This window comes from Sphingopyxis solisilvae, from assembly GCF_015475875.1.
GTDB classification, from domain to species: domain Bacteria; phylum Pseudomonadota; class Alphaproteobacteria; order Sphingomonadales; family Sphingomonadaceae; genus Sphingopyxis; species Sphingopyxis solisilvae.
In genome coordinates, this window is record NZ_JADKYM010000002.1 from 191,037 (window position 1) to 214,413 (window position 23,377).

Genomic DNA, 23,377 nt, shown 5'->3' on the forward strand with positions numbered 1-23,377 from the left:
GGGGGGCTATTTACCCTTTTCGGCTGTCTTGGCCGCCGCGGGAGCCCCTACCCGTTGCGGACTGCTGGCGGGAACCGGTCGGATGTCGGCGCCGTCGCGCAGATTGCCGACGCCTTGCGTGATCACCCGGTCGCCGGCCTTCAGCCCGTCGGTCACGATCCAGCTGCCGCCGACCGTCCGTTCGGTCGCGATCTTACGGCGTACCGCCTTGTTGTTCGGTCCCGCCAGATAGACGAAGGCCGACCCGTCGAAATCGCGTTGCACGGCCGGCTGCGGCACCAGGATCGCAGTCGGATCGACCGCCTGCTGGAACATCGCGGTGACGAACATGCCCGGCAGCAGCAAGCCTTGCGGATTGGGAAAGCGCGCGCGCAGCGTCACCGTTCCGGTCGCCTCGTTCACCGTCATCTCGGAAAATTCGACCGTCCCGGTCAGGCCATAGGCGCTGCCGTCCTCCAGCCGCAGCCGCACCGCGGTGCTGCCCGGTGTGATGCCGCCGTTGGCGATCGCCTGGCGCAGCGTCGTCAGTTCGGCGCTCGACTGCTGCATGTCGACATAGATCGGGTCGATCCGCTGAATGGTGGTCAGCGGTGCCGTCTGGTTGGCGCTGACCAGTGCGCCTGCCGTGGCCAGGCTACGGCCGATCCGCCCGCTGATCGGCGCGGTGATCGTGGCATAGCGCAGCGTGATCCGCGCGGTTTCCAGCGCCGCGGCATTTTGCGCGACGGCGGCGCGCGCCACCCGCGCCTCGGCCAGCGCGTCGGTATAATCCTGCTCGGCGATCGCCTGCATCTTGGCGAGCGGAGCAAAGCGGCGGACGCGCTCGTCGGCCGCCTGCGCGGCGGCGCGCGCGCTGGCAAGGTTCGCCGCGGCCTGATCGACCGCGGCCTGATACAGGCTGGCATCGATCTGGTAGAGCGGCTGCCCGGCGCGGACAAAACCGCCCTCGGTAAACAGGCGGCGACGGATCAGGCCGTTCACCTGCGGCCGCACTTCGCTGGTTTCGAACGCCACGGTCCGCCCGCCGAGCGAGGTGGTAACCGGCACCGCCTCGACCTTTGCCACGACAAAGCCGACTTGCGGCGCGCCGCGACCGCCCTTGCTGTTTTCGTCCGATCCCGAACAGGCGGCTAGCAGCAAGGTCGCAGCGCCCAACAAACCGGTCAGCAGCGCACCCTTTTCCGGCATAAAATTCATTCTCGTCATGGATCGCCAGCGGCGGCGGGGGAGGAATCGCGCCTATTCAACCCATTGATTGGCCGCTTGCAAGCGCAATGCGGGATTTGCGACAAATTACGACAACTTTATCCCGCGCGGGATTCAATTTTCGACCAGCAACGCGCGGGCGTCACGCACCTCAGCATCCAGCCAGTCGATGAACGCGCGGATGCGCGGTTGCGGCGCGATGTCGCGGTGGAGCGCAAGCCAGAAGCTGCGGCCGATCACCTGTTCGGGCCGCACCCGGGTCAGTGCCGGATCGCCGGCGGCGAGGAAACAGGGCAGGACACCGACCCCCGCGCCGCCCGCGATCATCCGCCGCTGCGCCAGGATCGACGAGGAACGAACGTGGGCGCGCAGCCCCGGCTCGATTTCGCCCAGATAGTCGAGTTCGGGAGCATAGAGGATGTCGGGGATATAGCCGATCACGGGAATGCCGGTACGCGACAGCGGTGCCGACGCAATCTTTTCGTGCCAGTCGGGCCGGTCGGAGGGGGCATAGATTCCAAGGCTGTAGTCCGCCAGCTTGCGCGTGATGAGCGGGCCTTTGCGCGGCCGCGCGAGCAGCACCGCCATATCCGCCTCGCGCCGTGACGGGTTGAGGAAACCCGACGAGGCGACGAGGTCGATCTCGAGCTCGGGATGCGCGGCGACGAAGCCCGCCAGCCGCGGCGCGATGAAGCTGTTGCCGAAACCTTCGGAGACGCTGACCCGCAGTTGTCCCGACAGCGCCGACCCGCCTTCGCGCGCCGAATGAATGCGCGCCGCGGCCGCCGCCATCGCTTCGGCGTGCGGCACGAGCGTGCGGCCCGCCGCGGTCAGCACAAAACCCGTCGGCGCGCGTTCGAACAGGGTCTGCTGAAGCGCGGCTTCGAGCGCGCTGACCCGGCGGCTGACCGTCGTCGCATCGACGTGCAGCGCCGCCGCCGCGCGTGCGAGCGTGCCATGGCGCGCGACCATCAGGAAATATTGCAGCCTGCCCCAGTCCATATGCTGCGAATATGCAGGATCGTGCTGCAAGTCTATCCCTTGCAATCGCTCCGTAACTCGGCTGTTGCAGCAGCAACATCTTATGGGAGATTCGGGATATGCGACAAATCGACCACCATATCGTCGGCGGCGCCGGCGGTAGCAGCCGTTTCGCCGACGTCCTTGACCCCAATAATGGCGGCGTGCAGGCGCAGGTCGCGCTCGGCGACCGTGCGATCCTCGACCGTGCCGTCGCCGCCGCGAAGGTCGCGCAGCCCGCCTGGGCCGCGACCAACCCGCAGCGCCGCGCGCGCGTGATGTTCGAGTTCAAGCGCCTCGTCGAAGCCAATATGAACCAGCTCGCCGAAATGCTCTCCGCCGAACATGGCAAGGTGATCGCCGATTCGAAGGGCGACATCCAGCGCGGCTTGGAGGTCATCGAATTTTGCTGCGGCATCCCGCATGTGCTGAAGGGCGAATATACGCAGGGCGCCGGTCCCGGCATCGACGTCTATTCGATGCGCCAGCCGGTCGGTATCGGCGCGGGGATTACCCCGTTCAACTTCCCCGCGATGATCCCGCTGTGGATGGGCGGCGTCGCGACCGCGACCGGCAACGCCTTCATCCTGAAGCCCAGCGAGCGCGACCCCAGCGTGCCCGTTCGCCTGTCGGAACTGTTCCTTGAAGCCGGAATGCCCGAAGGCATTTTCCAGACCGTCCATGGCGACAAGGAAATGGTCGATGCGATCCTCGACCATCCCGACATCGGCGCGGTCAGCTTCGTCGGATCGTCGGACATCGCGCATTATGTCTACAACCGCGGCGTCGCCAATGGCAAACGCGTGCAGGCGATGGGTGGCGCGAAGAACCACGGCATCGTCATGCCCGACGCCGACCTTGACCAGGTGGTCAACGACCTCACCGGCGCGGCCTTCGGCTCGGCGGGCGAACGCTGCATGGCGCTGCCCGTCGTCGTCCCCGTCGGCGAGGACACCGCGAACCGGCTCCGTGAGAAATTGATCCCCGCGATCGAGGCGCTGCGCGTCGGCGTATCGACCGACGCCGAGGCGCATTACGGTCCGGTGGTGACGCAGGCGCACAAGGAAAAGGTCGAAGGCTGGATCCAGAAATGCGCCGACGAAGGCGCCGAACTGGTCGTCGATGGCCGCGGCTTCACCTTGCAGGGGCATGAAAAGGGCTTCTTCGTCGGCCCGACTTTGTTCGACCATGTCACCCCCGACATGGAAAGCTACAAGGAAGAAATCTTCGGTCCCGTGCTGCAGATCGTCCGCGCGGCCGATTTCGAGGCGGCGCTCGAACTGCCGTCAAAGCATCAATATGGTAACGGCGTCGCGATCTTCACGCGCAACGGCCACGCCGCGCGCGAATTTGCGGCGCGCGTGCAGGTCGGCATGGTTGGCATCAACGTGCCAATCCCGGTGCCCGTCGCCTATCACACCTTCGGCGGCTGGAAGCGGTCGGCGTTCGGCGACACCAACCAGCACGGCATGGAGGGTGTGAAATTCTGGACCAAGGTGAAAACGATCACCGCGCGCTGGCCCGATGGATCGCTGGACGGCGGCAACGCCTTTGTCATCCCGACGATGGGTTGATCGGTCGCACGGGCATGAAACCCTATCCGGCCACCGGACATTCTACAGATACGGCTCCGGCAATCGGTCGGCGCAGCAAGGAAGGATGCCGATGATGCGCTGGGCATGGCCGATCACGTTGTTGCTGCTCGCGGCGTGCAGCAAAGGCGAGCCCGTGCCGGACGATGCAGCGAAATCCAGCGCGACTCCCGACCTTGCCGAGCCCGCGCTGTCACAGGAAGTCACGGCGGATTATCACCCCGATCCGGCGTTGCCGCCGCCAACGACGCGCGAAACCGGAATCGGTGCCCGCGACAAGGTGATACCCGCCGCAATTCGCGGCCGTTGGGGGCTTGCTGCCGCCGATTGCACATCGACCAAGGGCGATGCCAAAGGGCTGCTGACCATCGACGCGACGAGTTTGCGCTTCTATGAATCGCACGGCGAGTTGGCCCGCATTCGCGAACGCGGCGCGAGCCGGATCGTCGCGGACTATAAATTCAGCGGTGAAGGCATGGAATGGGACCGGTTGATGCTTCTCGACGCGCAGGGTGGCGGCCAGACGCTCGTTCGGCGCGACTATGGCGACGAAACCGACACCCCTTTGTTGCGCTACACCCGCTGTAGCTGATGAATTGGATAGGGAGACCGAAGATGGATATTCGCTTGGCTCTAGTTGCCGCCGTCCTGCCGCTCACCGCCTGTGCCTACAGCGACGCCCCCGCCGAACCCGCGCCGCCGCCCGTCGACGGGCTCAAGCAATGCAACATCGACGCAGTGCAATCCTATGTCGGCCAGACCGCGACGCCCGAGCTTGGCGCGCGCATCCTGAAAGAAGCCGAAGGCCGCACGCTGCGCTGGGGTCCGCCGCGCTCGGCGATGACGATGGACTATCGCTCCGACCGCGTGAACATCATGTACGACGACGCCTACAAGATCACGCAGATCACCTGTGGCTGACGGGCTACGAGCTTGAACGGAAAACGAATAAGGTGCTTGGACTGGTTGCCATATCGTTTTTGGTCGGTACCCAGCCGGAACCGCCCAGGACCGTCAACGGTGCGGTTTTGGGAGCGGTCGAGGATTTTTCTAGCTCGGGTCCAGCGATCGTCTGCATGCGCGAACTCGCGGTAGAAGCCGCGGCTGGCGAAGCCGTCTATCTCGGCTATTCGGGCATTCACAACGGAACGCTCCGGTGGGAAGGTCCACAAGGTGTGATCGAATTCAAGCAGAGCGAAAGCTGGCTTCCGCCGCGCAGGCGTGGCCAGCTTATCGGAAAATTCGGCGGTTACACGGTCTATCGAAAGCGAGAAAAAGGGGATTTCTATCTGGCGTTTCTTGCAGGTGAGGGGGCCGAACCACGCCTTGATCTCAGAATCGCCGGGAGTGCACTCGATGGCTCGAAGCGCGATGAGCCGCTACTGAATCGGCTTTTGCAGCATAGCGGAACATCGGCACGCTGCGATCGCAGTTACGCATATGGTTGGGGGGTGATCATGGGAGATGAATCTGTCGTGTCGGGACCGGGCGATGAATGAGCGTCGCAACCACAGCTCGGCGTCGCCGTTCGAGCCGGTGTACGGCTACAGCCGCGCGGTGCGTGTGGGCAACCGCATCGACGTCGCGGGCTGCGCGCCGATCGAGCCCGATGGGACATCGACCGTCGGCGACGCGGGGGTGCAGGCGGCGCGCTGCCTGACGATCATCCGCGAGGCGCTGGAGGCGCTGGGCGGTTCGCCCGCCGATGTCGTGCGCACGCGCATGTATATCACCGACCCCGCCGACGCTGACCTTGTGGGTCACGCGCATGGCGCGATGTTTGGGGACATCCGCCCCGCGGCGACGATGCTCGTCATCCCCGCGCTGATCCGCCCCGAGTGGAAAGTCGAAATCGAAGCCGAAGCCATCATCATCGAGAAGACCGCATGACCGACCAGTTCCAGCTGACCGACGACCAGCTCGCCATTCAGGATATGGCGCGCAAGTTCACCGCCGACCGCATCACGCCCTTTGCGGCCGAATGGGACGAGAAAAGCCATTATCCCGTCGAGGTGTGGAAGGCCGCGGGCGAGCTCGGCTTCGGGGCGATCTATGTTGCCGAGGAATCGGGCGGCATCGGGCTCGGGCGACTGGAGGCGGCACTGATCATGGAGGCGATGGCCTATGGCTGCCCCGCGACCAGCGCCTATGTCTCGATCCACAATATGGCGACGTGGATGATCGACCGCTTCGGCGGCGCCGCGATCAAGGACCGCTTCCTGCCGAGCCTTGTCAGCATGGACAAGATCGCGAGCTATTGCCTGACCGAACCCGGCTCGGGCTCGGACGCCGCGGCGCTCAAGACGACGGCGAAGCGTGACGGCGACCATTATGTGCTCAACGGCACCAAGCAGTTCATCTCGGGCGCCGGGGTCAACGACATCTACGTCTGTATGGTTCGCACCGGCGACGAAAAGTCCCAAGGCATCAGCTGCATCGTTGTCGAAAAGGACACGCCGGGATTGAGCTTCGGCGCCCCCGAAAAGAAGCTCGGTTGGAATGCCTCACCCACCGCGCAGGTGATCTTCGAGGATTGCCGCGTGCCGGTCGAAAATCTCGTCGGCGCCGAGGGCGACGGTTTCCGCTTCGCAATGGCGGGGCTCGATGGCGGCCGCCTCAACATCGGCGCCTGTTCCTTGGGCGGCGCGCAGCGCTGCCTCGACGAGGCGATCGCCTATACCAAGGACCGCCAGCAATTCGGGCAACCGATCGCCGATTTCCAGAACACCCAGTTCATGCTCGCCGACATGGCGACTGACCTCGAAGCGTCGCGCGCGCTGCTCTATATGGCGGCGGCAAAGGTCACCGCGAACGCGCCCGACAAGTCGCGCTTCTCGGCGATGGCGAAACGGCTTGCGACCGACAATGGCAGCAAGATCGTCAACGACGCGCTGCAATTGTTCGGCGGCTACGGCTATCTGCGCGATTATCCGATCGAGCGCTTCTGGCGCGACCTGCGCGTCCATTCGATCCTGGAGGGCACCAACCAGGTGATGCGGATGATCGTCGGAAGGGACTTGTTGCGCCAGTAACGAATTCCCCTCTCCCGTCGGGAGAGGGTTGCGAAGACTTGCCAGCTTGCTGGCTAGTCGCAGCTGGGTGAGGGGTGGTGCGCTATCGGTACGGCGGATCCCCTTATCCAACTCCGCCTAACCGGCAAGCCGGTAAGGCTGCATATCCTTCTCTCGACGGGAGAAGGTTTTGAGAGGTTGTATGACCGAAGACGTTCTCATCTCGACCGCCGGCCGCATCGGCCGCCTGTCGCTCAATCGCCCCAAGGCGATCCATGCGCTGAACCTCGCAATGTGTCAGGCGATGATCGATGCTCTGGTGAAATGGCGCGACGACGACGCCGTCGAAGCGGTGATCATCGACCATAGCGAGGGCCGCGGCTTCTGCGCCGGCGGCGACATCCGCATGCTCGCCGAAAGCGGGGCAAAGGACGGGGTCGAAGCGCGCGCCTTCTTCCACACCGAATATCGCCTCAACCACCTGCTCTTCACTTACCCCAAGCCCGTTGTCGCCTTCATGGACGGCATCACCATGGGCGGCGGGGTCGGCATTTCGCAACCGGCGAAATATCGCGTCGCGACCGAACATACCCGCTTCGCAATGCCCGAAACCGGGATCGGTCTGTTCCCCGATGTCGGCGGCGGCTGGTACCTGCCGCGGCTCGAAGGCCGCGTCGGGGTGTTCCTTGCGCTCACTGGCGCGCGGCTCGACGGGGCGGAATGCCTCGCGCTCGGGCTCGCGACGCACTATCTGCCGTCCGAGCATCTCGCCGAAGCCAAAGCGCGGATTGCGCAGCACCCCGACCGCATCGGCGGCATCTTGGGCGAGCTGTCGATCACCGCACCGCCCGCGGCGATCACGCACCAGATCGACAAGATCAACCGGCTGTTCGCCAGCGACACCTATGAAGACATCCTCGCCGCTCTCGAAACCGACGGCAGCGACTGGGCCGAAAAGGAACTCGCCGCGCTGCACAGCAAATCGCCGCAGACGTGCAAGGTCGCGCTCCGTCAGCTGAAGGAAGGCGGCGCGATGCACGACTTCGCGGCGCAGATGACACAGGAATATGCGATCGGCAGCCGCGTCGTTCAGATGCATGACTTCATCGAGGGCGTGCGCGCGCTGATCGTCGACAAGGATAACAGCCCGAAATGGGACCCCTCGACCCCCGAGGCGGTGACCGACGACTGGATCGACGCAATCTTTGCGCCGCTGCCCGATGATGAGAAATGGACGCCGCTCTAATCCTCCCCGGAACGGCGAGGGGGACCGCCGCAGGCGGTGGAGGGGGGCTTCGGTCTTGCGCAAGGCCGCGAACCCCCTCCGTCAGCCCCTCCGCTTTGCTCCGGGTCTGCCACCTCCCCGCCAGCGGGGAGGATTTTAGGAGATACGAATGACCTACGAAACCCTCCTCGTCGAAACGCGCGGCGCCGTCACGCTCGTGACGCTCAACCGCCCGCAGGCGCTGAACGCGCTCAATTCGGGCGTGCTCGATGACCTGATCGCCGCCTTCGCCGCGTTTGAGGCTGACGCCAGCCAGCGCTGCGCTGTGCTCACCGGCTCGGGCGACAAGGCGTTCGCCGCGGGCGCCGACATCAAGGAAATGGCCGACAAGCCCGCCGCCGATTTCTACCTCGAAGATTTCTTCTCGAAATGGACGAGCGATTTCGTGAAGAAGGTGCGCAAGCCCTGGATCGCCGCGGTCAACGGCTTCGCGCTCGGCGGCGGGTGCGAACTCGCGATGATGGCCGATTTCATCATCGCGTCGGACAAGGCGAAATTCGGCCAGCCCGAAATCAAGCTCGGCGTCGCGCCGGGCATGGGCGGGTCGCAGCGGCTGACGCGGGCGATCGGCAAGGCGAAGGCGATGGAAATGTGCCTGACCGGCCGGATGATGGACGCCGCCGAAGCCGAGCGCTCAGGCCTCGTCGCGCGCGTCGTGCCGCATGAGTCGCTGGTCGACGAAGCGGTGAAGACCGCGACCGTCATTGCCGCAATGCCGCCGATGGCCGCGATGGTGAACAAGGACATGGTCAACGCCGCGTTCGAAACCACCCTCGACCAGGGGCTGATCTACGAACGCCGCCTGTTCCAGATTTTGGCGGCGACCGAGGACAAGGCCGAAGGCATGGCGGCGTTTATCGAGAAGCGCGAAGGCGTGTGGAAGGGGCGATAGCCTTTCATCCTCTCCCGTTGGGAGAGGCAACGGAGACTTGGTCCGCATGGACCTAGTCGCAGTCGGTGAGGGGCTGTGCGCTATCTGTGACGACTACCCCCTCACCAACTTCGCCTAGTCGGCCAAGCCGACAAGGCTACATATCCTCTCCCAAAGGGAGAGGAAGTTGGAGCAAGATATGAAAATCGCATTCATCGGACTCGGCAATATGGGCGGTGGCATGGCCGCGAATCTGGCGAAGGCGGGGCATGACGTCCGCGCCTTCGATCTCAGCGAAGAGGCGCTGGCGCGTGCGGTCGAGGCAGGCTGTTCGCGCGCTGCGTCGGCGGCCGAAGCCGTCACCGGCGCCGAGGCGGTCGTGACGATGCTGCCCGCGGGCAAGCATGTCGCCTCGGTGTATGAAGGCGACGTCTATCCGAACGCTGCACCCGGCACCTTGCTGCTCGATTGCTCGACGATCGACGTCGCCACCGCGCGCTCGAATATCGAAGCCGCGACCGCAAAAGGCCTTGTCGCGGTCGATGCGCCGGTGTCGGGCGGCATCGCCGCCGCCAACGCGGGCACACTGACCTTCATGGTCGGCGGCACCGACGACGGCTTTGCCCGCGCGCAGCCGATCCTGGCGCAGATGGGCAAGGCGGTGATCCACGCCGGCGATGCGGGCGCGGGTCAGGCGGCGAAAATCTGCAACAACATGCTGCTCGGCGCCTCGATGGTCGCAACGTGCGAGACGCTCGCGCTCGCGCAGAAGCTGGGGCTCGATCCGCAGAAATTCTTCGACATCGCCAGCGTGTCGTCGGGGCAATGCTGGTCGCTGACCAGCTACGCACCGCTACCCGGCGTCGGGCCCACCACCCCCGCCGACAATGATTACAAGGGCGGGTTCGCCGCGGCGCTGATGCTCAAGGATTTGCGCCTCGCGATGGAAGCGGCGGCGAGCGTCGACGCCGATGTGCCGATGGGGGCAAAGGCGCGCGAATTGTATGAAGCGTTTGTCGAATCCGATCAGGACGGCCGCGACTTTTCGGCGATTATCCGGACGTTGCAGGGATAGACCAGACACCCAACGCCGTTCGCATCGAGCGAAGTCGAGATGCGTCTGGCGCTGTGCTGGCGTGTCTCGACTTCGCTCGACACGAACGGGAATTTGGGTCGGTTCTAGTAAAAATCCGCCGTCTCGCCGCCGTCCTTGCGCTCGCCGCGATGCACCTGCGTCGGCGCGCGGCGGTCGCCGGTCCGCACCTCGATCCGCCCGTCGATCCGCCGCACTTCGGCTGGCGCCAAGATCCGCGCCCGCGCTACGGCAACCGCGCTCGTCGGCGGCGCGGGCGGCGCGGCGACCGGAACGCTGCCGGTGAGCAGCAACAGGGCGAGAAACGACATAGCAACCATGCTCTGCCGTAACGGCAGGTGTGACCAGCGCTTTAACCCTGAATCGCAACTATTTGCGCCCACCAATAGCGACGGCAGACCAAAGCAAAGGCCGCCTGCCCCGCGGTGAGACAGCAGAAGCCCCTCCCCTTAAGGGGAGGGGTTGGGGTGGGGTCCATCGGTCTTGCGCAAGGCCGATGGACCCCACCCGCTGCGACTAAGCCAGCAAGCTGGCAAGTCTCGCTGCCCTCCCCTGAAGGGGAGGGCGTATGGGATTTAGAAGCCCGACTTCGCCTCGGCCTTTTCCTTGAGCAGCGGCGCGATCTCGAACCCGTGCTTTTCCAGCGCTGCGACGATCTTGTCGGTGCCTTCCAGCCCCGCCCAGAACATCGGGCCGCCGCGATAGACCGGCCAGCCATAGCCATAGATCCACACGACATCGATGTCCGACGCGCGCTGCGCCTTGCCTTCGGACAGGATCAGCGCGCCTTCGTTGACCATTGGATACAGCGTGCGTTCGATAATCTCCTGATCGGTGATGTCGCGCTTCTCGACGCCTTCCTTGGCGCGAAACTCCTCGATGATCTCGGCAACGCGCGGACTTTCCGACGGATTGCGCTTTTCGTCATAATCGTAAAAGCCCGCTTGCTTCTTCTGCCCCCAGCGGCCTTCGGCGGCGAGCGCGTCGCGGATGCTTTCGATGCGGTTGGGGTCGCGGTGCCAGCCGATGTCGACGCCGGCAAGGTCGCTCATCTGGAACGGCCCCATCGGCATGCCGAATTCGACGTGCACCTTGTCGACCTGCGCCGGGGTCGCGCCTTCGAGCAGCAGCTTCATTGCTTCCATCTGGCGCGGTTTGAGCATGCGGTTGCCGATGAAGCCGTCGCATACACCGGCGACGACCGCGACCTTGCCGATCTTTTTGCCGATCGCCATCGCCGTCGCCAGCGCATCGGGCGCGGTCTTGTCGCCGCGCACGACCTCGAGCAATTTCATCACATTCGCGGGCGAGAAGAAGTGCATCCCCAGCACGTCGCCGGGACGGCTCGTCGCGGTCGCGATCTCGTCGATGTCGAGGTAGCTGGTGTTCGACGCGAGGATCGCGCCGGGCTTGGCAATCTTGTCGAGCTTGCCGAAAATGTCCTTCTTGACGTCCATATTTTCATAGACCGCCTCGATGATGAGGTCGCAGTCGGCGAGATCGTCCAGGTTCAGCGTCGGCGTGATCAGCCCCATCATTTGATCGACCTGCTCGGGCTTGAACCGACCCTTGGCGGCCGACGCGTCGTAATTCTTGCGCACGACGCCGAGCCCGCGGTCGAGCGCGTCCTGCTGCATTTCGACGATCGTGCAGGGGATGCCCTTTTGCAGGAAGTTCATCATGATGCCGCCGCCCATCGTGCCGGCACCGATGATGCCGACCTTCTTGATGTCGCGCAGCTGGGTGTCTTTGGGCAGGCCGTCGATCTTCGCGGCCTGGCGTTCGGCGAAGAAGATGTGGCGCTGCGCCGCCGACTGGCTGCCGAACATCAGCTTCATGAACTGCTCGCGCTCGAACGCCAGCCCTTCCTCGAACGGCAGCCGCGTCGCCGCTTCGACGCAGGCGAGGTTGGCATAGGGCGCCTCGAACCCGCGCCAGCGCTTCGCATTCTTCGCCTTCAACTCCTCGATGACGGCAACATCGCCGAACACCGGGCGTTCGCGCGTCGGGCGCGGGCCGTCGGCAATCTTGGCGCGCGCAAAGGCGATGGCGTCGGCGGCAAGGCTGTCCTCACCCGCGAGTTCGTCGACGAGGCCAAGCTCCTTCGCTTTGGCAGCAGGCAGCGGATCGCCGGTCGAGGTCATCGTCGCCGCGGCTTCGACCCCGACGATGCGCGGCAATCGCTGCGTACCGCCCGCGCCGGGCAGCAGGCCCAGCTTCACTTCGGGAACGCCCAGCTTCGCCGACGGAACCGCGATGCGATAATGGCAGACGAGCGCGGTTTCCAGACCGCCGCCGAGCGCGGTGCCGTGGATCGCCGCAACCACCGGCTTCGATGCCGCTTCGATGCTGTTGAGCACCGCGTTGAAATCGGGACCACGCGGCGGCTTGCCGAATTCGCTGATGTCGGCGCCGGCGATAAAGGTCGCCCCGGCGCAGCGCAGCACGATCGCCTTGACGCTGTCGTCGGCAAGCGCGGCAGCGAAATTATCTTCGAGTCCCTGCCGGACGTGCCAGCTCAGCGCGTTGACAGGGGGGTTGTTGACGATGATGACGGCGACGTCGCCATCCATTTCCATCGTGACGGAGGTGGGGGTGTCTTCGGTCATGGGATACTCCTTTGATATTCTCCGTTCGCTTCGAGCGAAGTCGAGAAGCGTCTAGCGCTGCACTTCGCGTGTCTCGACTGCGCTCGACACGAACGGTGGGTGGGTTGTTGAATCAGTCATCGATCGCCGCGTGGACCAATGTCTTGACCTCGCGCCGCACGGGGTAGGTGGAGGAGGGCATCAGCTGGGTCATGAAGACCATGCAGATTTCCTCGACCGGATCGACGAAGAAGCCGGTCGAAAACATGCCTCCCCAGTAAAAATCGCTCGCCGAGCCGGGAATGCCCGCGCGTGCCGGATCAAGCGTCACTGCAAAGCCGAGGCCGAAACCGATCCCGGCATTTTCATCCTCGCTGAACACCCCGACGCTATGCTGCGTCAAATCGCCCCCGCCGGGCAGATGATTCGACGTCATCAGATCGAGCGTCTTGCGGCTGACGATCCGCACATCGCCCAACCTGCCGCCGCCAAGCAGCATCAGGCAGAAGCGGTGATAATCGTGGAGCGTCGAGGCGAGGCCGCCGCCGCCCGAATGAAAGCTCCTGTCCTTCGCCCAGCGGCTGCGCGCGCCTTCGTCGAAGCCCTGCATCTTGTCCTTGGGGTGAAAAGCATAGGCGTCGGCCAGCCGGTGCTGCTGGTCGGCGGGCACCTTGAACCCGGTATCGACCATGCCGAGCGGGCCAAAGATGCGCTCCTGCAACACCTGCCCGAACGGCTTGCCTTCGATCCGCTCGATCACCGCGCCGAGGACGTCGGTCGCCATCGAATAATTCCAGTGCGCGCCGGGATCGAACTGCAACGGGATTTTCGCGAGCTCGGCGATGAAGCTGTCCATCGTATAATCGGCGTCGAAATCGTCGATCCGCGCCTTGCGATACGCCGCATCGACCGGGGTGCGCTCCTGAAAGCCATAGGTCAGCCCCGATGTGTGGCGGAGCAGATCGACCATACGGATCGGCTGCGTCGGCGGCCGGGTCAGGAACGGCACGTTGCCTCCGCCCGCGACGAAGACGCCGGTATCCTTGAATTCGGGGCAGAATTTCACCAGCGGATCGGACAGGGCGACCTTGCCCTCCTCGACCAGCATCATGAAGGCGATGCTGGTGATCGGCTTCGTCATGCTCGCAATGCGAAAGATCGCATCATCCTTCAGCGGCTCGCCCGGCCGCGCTTCGCCGATGACGGACTGGTGCGCGATCTCGCCGCGCCGCGAAACCAACGTCGCGGCGTGCGGCAGGCGGCCGGGGCCGACATATTTGGCCTCGAGAAAGGCGGGAATGCGGCCCAGCCGCGCCGTATCGAAACCGTGAGTCATGGCATCCCTTTTGACTGTGAAGGCTTCGCGCCTTCCTTTCGTTCCCGTTCGTGTCGAGCGAAGTCGAGACACCCCGAAGGCACGCGCGACCGATGGGCATCTCGACTTCGCTCGATGCGAACGGAAGAGGGGAGGCAGATCAAAACCATTGTCTCAATGCGACGTCTGGCCAAGCAGCTGGCGCGTCACCGGATGCGAACTGGTGAGCCCGCCGTCAACTGCGATCGCCTGTCCGTTGACATAACTCGCCTGATCGCTGGCGAGGAAGAGTGCGACATTCGCCAGCTCCTCGGGCTGCGCCGCGCGGCGGAGCGGATTGAGCTGGCCCAGCTTGTGGGTGACCTCCTTCGCCTTGGCATAATCGAAGGTCGGCTTGGTCATGCCCGTTTCGGTCAGGCCGGGGCACACCGCGTTGACGCGCACGCCGCTGGTCGACAGCTGCTGCGCCGCGACTTTGGCGAGGTTGATCACCCCTGCCTTCGACGCGGAGTAAGCACCCGGACCCGCGCCCGAATTGATCCCGGCGACGCTCGCGGTGAGCACGATCGCGCCGCCGCGCCCCTGGTCGACCATCGCTTTGCCCGCATGTTTCACCATCAGCGCGGGGCCGATCAGGTTGACGCGCAGCGTCTCGGCCCAGGCGATCGGATCGAAATCGAAAATGCCGCCCATGTCGCCGATGATCCCGGCGTTGGCAAAAGCGACGTCGAGCCCGCCATAGCTGTCCTTGGCGGTGGCAACCAGCTTGACGACATCGGCCTCGACGCCCGCGTCGATTTCCAGCGCCACGGCCTCGCCACTGGCGTCTTTCACCAGCTGCGCCGTCTCATGCACCGCCGCCGTCTTGTCGCCGAGCACCAGCTTCGCGCCCTCGGCGGCGAAGCGCAGCGCGCTGGCGCGGCCGATGCCGCTGCCCGCACCCGTGATGATCGCAACCTTGCCGTCCAACGCGCCCATCATGCGCCTCCCGAAATTGTGGCCCCGCCATCGCACACGATGGTCTGGCCGGTGGTGAATGCTCCCGCGCGGCTGGCGAGGAAGACGGCGGCACCGGCGATTTCCGGCGGTTCGCCGATCCGGCGCAGGCAGGCCATGGCGGTCGCGCGTTTCAACGTCTCGGGATTTTCCCACAGCGCGCGGGCCATGTCGGTGCGGACCAGCCCGGGGGCGATACAGTTGACGCGGACCCCTTGCGCGCCGAATTCGACCGCAAAATTGCGCGCCACCTGCATGTCGGCGGCTTTCGAAATCCCGTAAGCGCCGATGACCGGCGACCCTTTCAGCCCGCCGACCGAACTGATGATGATGATCGACCCTTCGCCGCGTTCGAGCATTTCGGGCGCGACCATCGAAATCAGCCAGTGGTTGGACAGAATATTATTGTCCATGATCTTGCGGAACTGATCGTCGCTGATCCCCAGGCCGGGGCCATAATAGGGGTTGGACGCGGCGTTGCAGACCAGCGTCGTGATCTTGCCGAACGCGGCGCGCGTTTCGTCGACAAGATTCTGGAGGTCGTCCTTCGACGAGATGTTGGCAGCGACCGCAATCGCGGTGCCGTCGCCGAACCGCGCGTTGATCTCGGTCGCGGTCGCGTCGCAAGCATCCTTCTTGCGGCTTGAAATCACGACCTTCGCGCCCTGTTCGGCCATCGCTTCGGCCGTGGCCTTGCCGATGCCGCGCGACGATCCGGTGATCAGCGCGACCTGACCGCTCATGTCGAACAGGCTCATGCGCCGGCCTTTCGGGCAAATTCCCACGCGCGCGCCGCCAGCGGCTGCACGCGCTCGGACATGGCCTTGGCATGGGCCGAAGAGGCGGTGCCGTCGATGACGCGCTTCTTGATTCCCTGCATGATCCCGGCGAGGCGGAAGAAATTATAGGCGAAATACCAGTTCATGTCGGGCACCCCGTCGCGGCCGGTGGCGGCGCAATAACGCTCGACCATCTCGTCGAGTTCGGGAATGCCGAGCGCGGCGCGGTCGATGTCCATCACCCCTGACCGTCCGCCATTTTCGGTCACCCACGCCATCGCGACATAGGTGAAATCGGCGAGCGGATCGCCCAATGTCGACAGTTCCCAATCGAGCACCGCCAGCACCTCGGGCCGATCCTTGGCATAGATCATATTGTCGATACGGTAATCGCCGTGAACGACGCTGGTGCGCGTCTGTTCGGGGAGGGTGGCGGGGAGGAAGGCAGTCAGCCGCTCCATCTCGTCCATCGTCTCGGTCTCGGCGAGCTTGTACTGCTTGGTCCAGCGATCGACCTGGCGGCCGAAATAATTGCCGGGCTTGCCATAGTCCGACAGCCCCGCCGCCTCGACATCGACCTTGTGCAGCGCGGCGAGTGTGTCGATCATCGCCTCATAAGTCGCGCGGCGGTTCTCCGGGGTCGATCCGGGCATCGACCCGTCCCAGATCGTCTGCCCGTCGACCATGGACATGACATAAAACCAGCTGCCGACGACGCTGTCGTCGGTGCAAAGGCCATATTGGCGCGCGACGGGGAAGCCCATCTTGTGCAGTCCAGACTGAACCTTATACTCGCGGTCGACCGCGTGCGCCGAGGGCAGTAGCAGGCCATAGGGCTTGCGCCGCAGCACATAATTGCCCGACGGCGCCGAGATTTTATAGGTCGGGTTCGACTGGCCGCCGGCGAACTTGCTCTGCGTCAGCGGCCCTTCAAACCCCTCGACATTCGCTTCCATCCACTGGGTCAGCTTCGCCTCGTCGAGCACGTCCGCCCCCTCGGGCGCGACGGTGCCGCTGAAGGCTTTCTGTGCGTCCAAGGTCATATGTTCCTCCCTGCGCGAAGCGTGGGGAGGGGGACCATGCGAAGCATGGTGGAGGGGCCGCCGACGAAGTCGGCGAGCTGCGCTCGCTGCCCCTCCACCGGCCTGCGGCCGGTCCCCCTCCCCATCTTCGACGGGGAGGATTGCTGTCGCGCCAGCCCGCTCACTGGTCGAAAACGATCACCGACCGAGCGGCGTCGCCTTTCTTCATCTTGTCGAAGCCTTCGTTGATCCGCTCGAGCGGGATCGTTTCGGCGACGATGCTGTCGAGGTCGAGCAGCCCGCGCAGGTAGAAATCGACGAGGCGCGGGATGTCGACCGGGAAGCGGTTGCCGCCCATGATCGCGCCCTGCAATTTCTTGCCGCTGAGCAGGTCCATCGCCGACAGGCCGACCTTTTCGGTCAGCGGCATCATGCCCAGAATCGTCGCGGTGCCGCCGCGGCGCAGCGATGCGACCGCAAGGCTCGCCGACGCCGGACGCCCGACCGCTTCGATCGCATGATCGACGCCGCCCTTGCTGAGTTCGACGATCTGCTTCGCGGCGTCGCCGTCCATCGCATCGACAACGTCGGTCGCGCCCAGCTTCATCGCCAGCGCGCGCTTTTCGGGCACCGGGTCGGCGGCAATGATCCGTCCCGCGCCCGCAATCTTCGCGGCGTTGATCGTCGCGAGGCCGACGCCGCCGCAGCCGACGACCGCGACCGTCTCGCCCGGCGTCACCTTGCACGCGTTGAAGATCGTGCCCGCGCCGGTCGTCACCGCGCAGCCGATCACCGCGGCGCGGTCCAGCGGCATGTCGGGGTCGATCGCGACGCACGCATGTTCGTGGACCAGCATCACCTCCGAAAAGGCGCTGAGGTTGAGCATCTGGTTCACCGGCGACCCGTCGGGGCGCGTGATGCGCGGGGCGGAGCCCACGGCGCGCCGCGTATCGCCGCCCATGCACAGCGACATGCGCCCGCTGACGCAGAATTCGCAGTGACCGCAAAAGGCCGACAGGCAGGTGACGACCGCGTCGCCCACCTTCACCGTGCGCACTTCGCTGCCGACCGCCTCGACGATCCCCGCCGCCTCATGGCCGGGGATCGCGGGAAGGGGGTGCGGATAGGCGCCGTCGATGAAATGCAGGTCCGAATGGCACAGCCCGCACGCCGCGGTGCGGATGCGCACCTCGTGCGGGCCGGGCTTGTCGACGACGACATTCTCGATCGACAGTGGCTGGCCGGGTTCGATCAGGATCGCGGCTTTGGTCATTCAAAATCTCCGTTCAGTCCCCCTCCCGCGTGCGGGAGGGGCTAGGGGAGGACATGTCAATTCCGGACGGGAGAGGAACAGGCCCTCCCCCGACCCCTCCCGCAAGCGGGAGGGGAGCCTATTTTAACGCGAAACCCCGACGTCGCCCGACGAAAAGCCGGGTTCGGCGGCCTCGCTATATTTGGCGAACTCGATGCGGGCGATCGCGCGTTCATGCACCTCGTCCGGACCGTCGGCCAGCCTCAAAGTCCGTTGATGCGCATAGGCCTTGGCCAGCCCGAAGTCCTCCGACACGCCCGCGGCGCCATGCGCCTGGATCGCGTCGTCGATGATTTTGAGCGCCATGTTCGGCGCCTGCACCTTGATCATCGCAATTTCGGCCGCGGCCGACTTGTTGCCGACCTTGTCCATCATGTCGGCGGCTTTCAGGCACAGAAGGCGGGTCATTTCGATGTCGATGCGGGCGCGCGCGATGCGATGTTCCCAGATGCTGTATTCGGCGACCTTGCGGCCAAAGGCGACGCGCGACTGGAGCCGTTTCGCCATCTTCTCGATCGCTTCCTCGGCGACGCCGATCGTGCGCATGCAGTGATGGATGCGGCCCGGGCCAAGGCGCCCCTGCGCGATCTCGAAGCCGCGGCCTTCGCCCAGCAGCATCGCTTCCTCGGCATTGACGCGAACGTCCTTCAGCTCGATCTCCATATGGCCGTGCGGCGCATCGTCATAACCGAAGACGGGCAGGTGGCGCTTGATCGTCACGCCGGGAGCATTCAGCGGCATCAGCACCATCGACTGCTGCGCATGGCGTTTGGCGGCAAAATCGGTCTTGCCCATCACGATCGCGATCTCGCAGCGCGGATCGCCCGCGCCCGACGACCACCATTTGGTGCCGTTGATGACATAATCGTCGCCGTCGCGCTCGATGCGCGTCTCGATGTTCGTCGCGTCGGACGAGGCGACCGCGGGTTCGGTCATCAGGAAGGCCGAGCGGATTTCGCCATTCATCAACCGGCCGAGATATTTCTCTTTCTGCGCGCGCGTGCCGTAGCGGTGGAACACCTCCATATTGCCGGTGTCGGGCGCCGAGCAGTTGAACACTTCGCTGGCAAAACCGATGCGGCCCATTTCCTCGGCGCACAGCGCATATTCGAGGTTGGTGAGCCCCGGACCCTCGAACTCGAACGTCTCGTCGACATGGTGGTGCGCGCCGCTGCGCGGCGGCATGAACAGGTTCCAGATGCCCGCGGCCTTCGCCTCGGCCTTCAGATCCTCGACGATCTGGATCACCTTCCAGCGATCGCCCGCCTTGTCCTGCTCGTTATAGGTGGGGACGGCGGGACGCACCTTGCGCTCGATGAAATCGCGCACCCGGTCGCGCCAATAGACCTGCCGGTCGGTAAGGTCGAAATCCATCTGAGCATCCTTTCCGTTTACGTTCGCGTAAGCCTTTGGACCGAATCGTCCTGCTTTGCCAACCCCTGCGGGCCGATTATTACCTCATTTGGTCGCGCACCGACATTTTCCGTTACGGATGCGCCCCGCTTCCGTCGGGTTCCGCCCGCGCCGTATCGTCGAGCAGTGCCAGTCGTGCCTCGTGATCAGCGCGCGAGATCGGAAAACGCCGCATCACGATCAGCCCCAATATGCCGATCACCAGCACCGCCAGCGCATAGCCGAGCGCCAGATCGCCCAGGATCATGCGGTCGATCTCGCCGGGCTTTGCCGACGCCGGAAACGCCGCGAACGACAGGATCAGTCCGGCGATAAAGATGCCGATCCCGGTCGCGCATTTCTGCATGAAGAAATAACCGGCAAAGAACAGCCCTTCCGATCGCCGCCCGGTTTCGCTCTGCGACGCCTCGACGACGTCGGCCATCATCGACGACGACAGGATCATCAGCATGATCGAAAAGCTGTTGGAGACGAACACCAGCGCGAACATTGTCGCGACGCTGGGTTTGCCGGGCAGGCCGGGAAATACGCCCTGGATCCACGCGAAATACATGCCGCTGTTGACCAGCAGCGCGATTGCCCCCGCCACAATCGCGCCGTCGCGTTTGCCGAGCCGGGCCGACAGCGGTGCCACGAACAGAAAGGCGGCGATCATCGATCCGAACAGCAGAAAGACATAGGCGATCAACTCGATCTGGTTGAGCTGCCAGAAAAAGCCGAGCAGATAATTGGTCATCGAAAAGGTGATACCCTGATTGATGAAGCCGAACAGCGCGGCAAAGATCAGCCACAGAAACGCGCGGTTCGACAATGTGTCGCGCATCTCGCGCAGTACCTGGCGCAATGTTGTCACCGGCTTGACGTCGGTCAGGTTCGACACCGCGATGCGGCGATGCTGCCCCGCGGCCGAAATCATCACCGCGCCCAGCATCATCAGCGCCCCGGTCAGCGCATAGGGGCCATAGCCGTCGGGATCGACGAGCCCCTTTTCGCCGCCGAAAAACACGCCATAGGCGAGGAGCAGGATCAGCAATCCGCCGCCCCAGCCGAACAGGAAACGATAGCGCATCACGATCGTCCGCTCGTCATAATCGGCGGTCAGTTCGGGGACGATCGCCACCGACGGCACCTCGCAGCATGATACGAGCGACCGGACGATAATCGCAAAGCCGATCAGCCATGCGACCGTCATCGCGTCGCTCATCGCGGGCGGATGCCACAGCAGCATCCAGGCAATGGCAAGCGGGACGGGCGCAATATAGAGCCACGGCAGGCGTCGGCCCCAGCGGCTCCGCGTCCGGTCGGTCAGCTCGCCGATCACCGGATCGACGAACGCGTCGGCGATGAGCGCCATCATGATGGCGGCCCCGACGATTCCGGCATCGATCCCGATCACCTGATTGTAGAATAACAGCAAAAAGGTCGAAAAACCGTTGTCTTTTACCCCATAGGCGATGCTGCCGAGGCCGTGCATCACCTTCAGCCGGACGGGCAGTTTTTCGGGTGGCGGCACGGCGGCGGTCGCCGCCGACGCGTTCACGCGGCCGCTCCGGCCTTGGCGGCCTCCTCCATCTGGACCAGCGCGTCGAACATGCCCGGCGTTTCCTTGTCCCACGCGTGGCGCTGGCCGATCGTCAGCCCGCCGTCGACGAGCAGGTGGGTGCCGGTCATGAAACTCGACTCGTCGCTCGCGAGATAGGCGACCGCGTTGGCGATATCCTCGGGCTGGCCGCCGCGCGCGACCGGCTGCGCCTGCGCGCTCATTCCGGCGATGATCGCATTCGCCTGTTCCTTCATCTCGCCGGGAACGTCGAGCGACGCGGTGAAGATATTGGTGTTGATGAAGCCGGGGCAGATCGCGTTCACCCGGATGCCATATTGCGCCAGATCGGTGGCGGCGACCTTGCTCAGATGCAGCACCCCCGCCTTGGCCACCGCATAGGCGGTCGGCGAATAGCCCGCGCCCAGCGCCGCGACGCTCGCGGTGTTGACGATCGATGCACCCTTGCGGTGTTTCATATGCGGCGCCGCATAGCGAATACCCATCGCGACCGATTTCAGCACCAGGTCCATCGTCCGGTCCCAGCCTTCGGGGGTGATCTCGTCGATCGGCGCGCGGTCGCCGCCCGCCGCGGCATTGTTGAACAAGATGTCGATGCCGCCACTCTTTGCTGCCGCCTCGTTCATCAGTGCCTCGATATCCGACGGCTGCGTCACGTCGCAGCGGACGAAGTCGATCTTGCCGTTCGACTGTTCGGCGAGCGCGCGGCCGCCCGCTTCGTCGATATCGGCGGCAAATACATGCGCGCCTTCGCCCGCCAGTTTCAGCACCGCCGCCTTGCCGATGCCCGATGCCGCGCCGGTGACGACGGCGACTTTGCCTGCGAATCGCATATCCTGCTCCCGTTTTCTTTTGCCACTTAGCTTAGGCGCGCCGGGAGCCGCGTCAACGCCGGTCGATCCGACGCTACGGTGCCGTAACGGCAGGTGTGCGCCTCCAAGTTGACGCTTGCGTAAAGGAACGAAGCCGACGTAGGTTTGCGGGCAGAAGAGGAGCCAAAAGGATGAGCGAACTGGACGCTTTCCGCACCGAGGTGCGCGAATGGCTGGAGGCGAACTGCCCCCCCGAAATGCGCGAACCGATCCGCGACGAGGATGATATCTGCTGGGGCGGGCGCAACTTCAAATTCAAGAACGACGCCCAGAAAGCGTGGCTCGATGCCTGCGTGTCCAAGGGCTACACTGTGCCCGACTGGCCCAAGCCCTATGGCGGCGCGGGCCTCACGCCCGAGCAGACCAAGATCCTCAAACAGGAAATGAAGCGCATCAAGGCGCGCTCGCCGCTCGACAGTTTCGGCATCTGGATGCTCGGCCCCGCGCTGCTCAAGTTCGGCACCGAGGAGCAGAAGGTCCATTATCTGAACCCGATCGCGCGCGGCGAAATCCGCTGGTGCCAGGGCTATTCGGAACCGGGTTCGGGCAGCGACCTTGTCAGCTTGCAGACCTTCGGCGAGGACAAGGGCGATCATTGGGTCGTCAACGGGTCGAAAATCTGGACGAGCTACGCCGACAAGGCCGACTGGATCTTCTGCCTCGTCCGCACCGACAAGACGAACAAATATCAGGGCATCACCTTCATGCTCTTCGACATGGAGAGCCCCGGCGTCACCACCAAGCCGATCCTGCTGATCAGCGGCAACAGCCCTTTCTGCGAAACCTTCTTCGACGATGTAAAGGTGCCGAAGGACCAGTTCGTCGGCGAGGTGAACCGCGGCTGGGACGTCGCCAAATACCTGCTCGGCCACGAACGCGAGATGATCTCGGGCGGCGGCGCCGGCGGCGACATGGTCAGCATCGGCGGCGCCTTTGCCAAGGCGTTCGGCAAGAATGCCGCGGGCGAACTCGACGATCCGATCCTGCGCGCCGAAATGGCGGCGTTCGACACCGACGTCTTTGCCTATCGCGCGATGGGCGAGCGGTTCATGGACATGTGGAAGACCGGCCGCGCGCATCCGGCGTCGTCGAACATGATGAAATATGTCGGCACCGAACTCAACAAGCGCCGCCACGAACTTGTCATGTCGGGCGGCGGCAGCGACGCGCTTGAATGGGACAGCGAAGAAAGCAAGGGCGGCGCGCGCGCGCGCAGCTGGCTGCGCACCAAGGCCAATTCGATCGAGGGCGGAACGAGCGAAGTCATGCTCAACGTCATCGCCAAGCGGATATTGGATTTGCCGGGGGCGTAATCCTTCTCCCCTCCCGCTTGCGGGAGGGGCAGCGAGGCTTGCGAACTTGTTCGCTAGCCGCAGCGGGGTGGGCAAATGCGACGTCGCTGGCCCACCCCTAACCCCTCCCGCAAGCGGGAGGGGAACTG

22 protein-coding genes are annotated in these 23,377 nt (G+C 64.6%); 10 read left to right on the forward strand and 12 right to left on the reverse strand.

Features of this window, described 5'->3' with window-relative positions; genetic code table 11:
- Positions 1-6: 6 nt before the first annotated feature.
- Together IR187_RS03015 and IR187_RS03020 are read right to left on the reverse strand one after the other, a co-directional pair.
- Positions 7-1,197 (reverse strand): efflux RND transporter periplasmic adaptor subunit, encoded by a 1,191-nt coding sequence (locus IR187_RS03015; protein WP_407699064.1) that lies wholly within the window; start codon positions 1,195-1,197, stop codon positions 7-9.
- 123 nt (positions 1,198-1,320) lie between these two features.
- On the reverse strand, positions 1,321-2,208 hold the full coding sequence (locus IR187_RS03020) for a LysR family transcriptional regulator (RefSeq protein WP_194953220.1): 888 nt from the start codon (positions 2,206-2,208) through the stop codon (positions 1,321-1,323).
- Positions 2,209-2,306: 98 nt separating this feature from the next.
- Here IR187_RS03020 and IR187_RS03025 point away from each other — a divergent pair, with 98 nt between their 5' ends.
- The 9 genes from IR187_RS03025 to mmsB all read left to right on the forward strand — a co-directional run bounded on the left by IR187_RS03025 (position 2,307) and on the right by mmsB (position 10,060).
- A complete protein-coding gene (locus IR187_RS03025; RefSeq protein ID WP_194953221.1) occupies positions 2,307-3,800 on the forward strand; it encodes a CoA-acylating methylmalonate-semialdehyde dehydrogenase in 1,494 nt (497 codons plus the stop codon).
- 91 nt (positions 3,801-3,891) lie between these two features.
- Positions 3,892-4,410 carry a hypothetical protein gene (locus tag IR187_RS03030; protein WP_194953222.1) on the forward strand — a complete coding sequence of 173 codons (519 nt, stop codon included), beginning with the start codon at positions 3,892-3,894 and terminating at the stop codon, positions 4,408-4,410.
- 23 nt (positions 4,411-4,433) lie between these two features.
- Complete coding sequence (locus IR187_RS03035; protein ID WP_194953223.1) at positions 4,434-4,739, forward strand: I78 family peptidase inhibitor; 306 nt, start codon at positions 4,434-4,436, stop codon at positions 4,737-4,739.
- Between the two features lie 155 nt (positions 4,740-4,894).
- Positions 4,895-5,317 (forward strand): hypothetical protein, encoded by a 423-nt coding sequence (locus IR187_RS03040; RefSeq protein ID WP_228765498.1) that lies wholly within the window; start codon positions 4,895-4,897, stop codon positions 5,315-5,317.
- Complete coding sequence (locus IR187_RS03045) at positions 5,310-5,708, forward strand: RidA family protein (RefSeq protein ID WP_194953225.1); 399 nt, start codon at positions 5,310-5,312, stop codon at positions 5,706-5,708. Before IR187_RS03040 ends, IR187_RS03045 begins: the two co-directional genes overlap by 8 nt.
- Positions 5,705-6,850, forward strand: coding sequence for an acyl-CoA dehydrogenase family protein (locus IR187_RS03050; RefSeq protein WP_194953226.1), 1,146 nt, complete (start codon positions 5,705-5,707; stop codon positions 6,848-6,850). Before IR187_RS03045 ends, IR187_RS03050 begins: the two co-directional genes overlap by 4 nt.
- A 181-nt stretch (positions 6,851-7,031) precedes the next feature.
- On the forward strand, positions 7,032-8,075 hold the full coding sequence (locus IR187_RS03055) for an enoyl-CoA hydratase/isomerase family protein (RefSeq protein WP_194953227.1): 1,044 nt from the start codon (positions 7,032-7,034) through the stop codon (positions 8,073-8,075).
- Positions 8,076-8,223: 148 nt separating this feature from the next.
- A complete protein-coding gene (locus IR187_RS03060; RefSeq protein ID WP_194953228.1) occupies positions 8,224-9,006 on the forward strand; it encodes an enoyl-CoA hydratase-related protein in 783 nt (260 codons plus the stop codon).
- A gap of 178 nt (positions 9,007-9,184) precedes the next feature.
- A complete protein-coding gene (mmsB, locus tag IR187_RS03065; protein ID WP_194953229.1) occupies positions 9,185-10,060 on the forward strand; it encodes a 3-hydroxyisobutyrate dehydrogenase in 876 nt (291 codons plus the stop codon).
- 104 nt (positions 10,061-10,164) lie between these two features.
- On the opposite strand, the gene IR187_RS03070 is transcribed toward mmsB, so the two are convergent.
- The 10 genes from IR187_RS03070 to IR187_RS03115 form a co-directional block, all read right to left on the reverse strand.
- Complete coding sequence (locus tag IR187_RS03070) at positions 10,165-10,389, reverse strand: hypothetical protein (RefSeq protein ID WP_228765499.1); 225 nt, start codon at positions 10,387-10,389, stop codon at positions 10,165-10,167.
- Positions 10,390-10,653: 264 nt separating this feature from the next.
- Positions 10,654-12,687: a 3-hydroxyacyl-CoA dehydrogenase NAD-binding domain-containing protein gene (locus tag IR187_RS03075; protein WP_194953231.1), complete on the reverse strand. Its 2,034-nt coding sequence runs from the start codon at positions 12,685-12,687 to the stop codon at positions 10,654-10,656.
- A 112-nt stretch (positions 12,688-12,799) separates the two neighbouring features.
- Positions 12,800-14,002: a serine hydrolase domain-containing protein gene (locus IR187_RS03080; RefSeq protein WP_194953232.1), complete on the reverse strand. Its 1,203-nt coding sequence runs from the start codon at positions 14,000-14,002 to the stop codon at positions 12,800-12,802.
- Between the two features lie 153 nt (positions 14,003-14,155).
- Positions 14,156-14,959: an SDR family NAD(P)-dependent oxidoreductase gene (locus IR187_RS03085; protein ID WP_194953233.1), complete on the reverse strand. Its 804-nt coding sequence runs from the start codon at positions 14,957-14,959 to the stop codon at positions 14,156-14,158.
- On the reverse strand, positions 14,959-15,735 hold the full coding sequence (locus IR187_RS03090) for an SDR family NAD(P)-dependent oxidoreductase (RefSeq protein ID WP_194953234.1): 777 nt from the start codon (positions 15,733-15,735) through the stop codon (positions 14,959-14,961). Before IR187_RS03090 ends, IR187_RS03085 begins: the two co-directional genes overlap by 1 nt.
- Positions 15,732-16,799 carry a phosphotransferase family protein gene (locus IR187_RS03095; RefSeq protein WP_194953235.1) on the reverse strand — a complete coding sequence of 356 codons (1,068 nt, stop codon included), beginning with the start codon at positions 16,797-16,799 and terminating at the stop codon, positions 15,732-15,734. Before IR187_RS03095 ends, IR187_RS03090 begins: the two co-directional genes overlap by 4 nt.
- A gap of 160 nt (positions 16,800-16,959) precedes the next feature.
- On the reverse strand, positions 16,960-18,051 hold the full coding sequence (locus IR187_RS03100) for a Zn-dependent alcohol dehydrogenase (protein ID WP_194953236.1): 1,092 nt from the start codon (positions 18,049-18,051) through the stop codon (positions 16,960-16,962).
- Between the two features lie 123 nt (positions 18,052-18,174).
- Positions 18,175-19,464 (reverse strand): acyl-CoA dehydrogenase family protein, encoded by a 1,290-nt coding sequence (locus IR187_RS03105; protein ID WP_194953237.1) that lies wholly within the window; start codon positions 19,462-19,464, stop codon positions 18,175-18,177.
- A gap of 112 nt (positions 19,465-19,576) precedes the next feature.
- Entirely contained in the window at positions 19,577-21,043 is a 1,467-nt protein-coding gene (locus IR187_RS03110; protein WP_194953238.1) for an MFS transporter, read from the reverse strand.
- The gene (locus IR187_RS03115) at positions 21,040-21,897 is read right to left on the reverse strand and encodes an SDR family NAD(P)-dependent oxidoreductase (RefSeq protein ID WP_194953239.1); all 858 of its coding nucleotides are present in this window, start codon (positions 21,895-21,897) and stop codon (positions 21,040-21,042) included. Before IR187_RS03115 ends, IR187_RS03110 begins: the two co-directional genes overlap by 4 nt.
- 170 nt (positions 21,898-22,067) lie before the next feature.
- Between IR187_RS03115 and IR187_RS03120 the strand changes: the two genes are divergently transcribed.
- Complete coding sequence (locus IR187_RS03120) at positions 22,068-23,249, forward strand: acyl-CoA dehydrogenase family protein (protein ID WP_194953240.1); 1,182 nt, start codon at positions 22,068-22,070, stop codon at positions 23,247-23,249.
- Positions 23,250-23,377 lie beyond the last annotated feature (128 nt).

Coding starts and splice junctions, on each gene's coding strand:
- IR187_RS03030 (WP_194953222.1), top strand. CDS start 3,892: ATGATGCGCTGGGCATGGCCGATCACGTTGTTGCTGCTCGCGGCGTGC.
- mmsB (WP_194953229.1), top strand. CDS start 9,185: ATGAAAATCGCATTCATCGGACTCGGCAATATGGGCGGTGGCATGGCC.
- IR187_RS03090 (WP_194953234.1), bottom strand. CDS start 15,735: ATGAGCCTGTTCGACATGAGCGGTCAGGTCGCGCTGATCACCGGATCG.
- IR187_RS03100 (WP_194953236.1), bottom strand. CDS start 18,051: ATGACCAAAGCCGCGATCCTGATCGAACCCGGCCAGCCACTGTCGATC.
- IR187_RS03070 (WP_228765499.1), bottom strand. CDS start 10,389: ATGTCGTTTCTCGCCCTGTTGCTGCTCACCGGCAGCGTTCCGGTCGCC.
- IR187_RS03045 (WP_194953225.1), top strand. CDS start 5,310: ATGAATGAGCGTCGCAACCACAGCTCGGCGTCGCCGTTCGAGCCGGTG.
- IR187_RS03040 (WP_228765498.1), top strand. CDS start 4,895: ATGCGCGAACTCGCGGTAGAAGCCGCGGCTGGCGAAGCCGTCTATCTC.
- IR187_RS03120 (WP_194953240.1), top strand. CDS start 22,068: ATGAGCGAACTGGACGCTTTCCGCACCGAGGTGCGCGAATGGCTGGAG.
- IR187_RS03095 (WP_194953235.1), bottom strand. CDS start 16,799: ATGACCTTGGACGCACAGAAAGCCTTCAGCGGCACCGTCGCGCCCGAG.
- IR187_RS03025 (WP_194953221.1), top strand. CDS start 2,307: ATGCGACAAATCGACCACCATATCGTCGGCGGCGCCGGCGGTAGCAGC.
- IR187_RS03115 (WP_194953239.1), bottom strand. CDS start 21,897: ATGCGATTCGCAGGCAAAGTCGCCGTCGTCACCGGCGCGGCATCGGGC.
- IR187_RS03085 (WP_194953233.1), bottom strand. CDS start 14,959: ATGGGCGCGTTGGACGGCAAGGTTGCGATCATCACGGGTGCGGGCAGC.
- IR187_RS03015 (WP_407699064.1), bottom strand. CDS start 1,197: ATGAATTTTATGCCGGAAAAGGGTGCGCTGCTGACCGGTTTGTTGGGC.
- IR187_RS03080 (WP_194953232.1), bottom strand. CDS start 14,002: ATGACTCACGGTTTCGATACGGCGCGGCTGGGCCGCATTCCCGCCTTT.
- IR187_RS03060 (WP_194953228.1), top strand. CDS start 8,224: ATGACCTACGAAACCCTCCTCGTCGAAACGCGCGGCGCCGTCACGCTC.
- IR187_RS03035 (WP_194953223.1), top strand. CDS start 4,434: ATGGATATTCGCTTGGCTCTAGTTGCCGCCGTCCTGCCGCTCACCGCC.
- IR187_RS03050 (WP_194953226.1), top strand. CDS start 5,705: ATGACCGACCAGTTCCAGCTGACCGACGACCAGCTCGCCATTCAGGAT.
- IR187_RS03020 (WP_194953220.1), bottom strand. CDS start 2,208: ATGGACTGGGGCAGGCTGCAATATTTCCTGATGGTCGCGCGCCATGGC.
- IR187_RS03105 (WP_194953237.1), bottom strand. CDS start 19,464: ATGGATTTCGACCTTACCGACCGGCAGGTCTATTGGCGCGACCGGGTG.
- IR187_RS03055 (WP_194953227.1), top strand. CDS start 7,032: ATGACCGAAGACGTTCTCATCTCGACCGCCGGCCGCATCGGCCGCCTG.
- IR187_RS03075 (WP_194953231.1), bottom strand. CDS start 12,687: ATGACCGAAGACACCCCCACCTCCGTCACGATGGAAATGGATGGCGAC.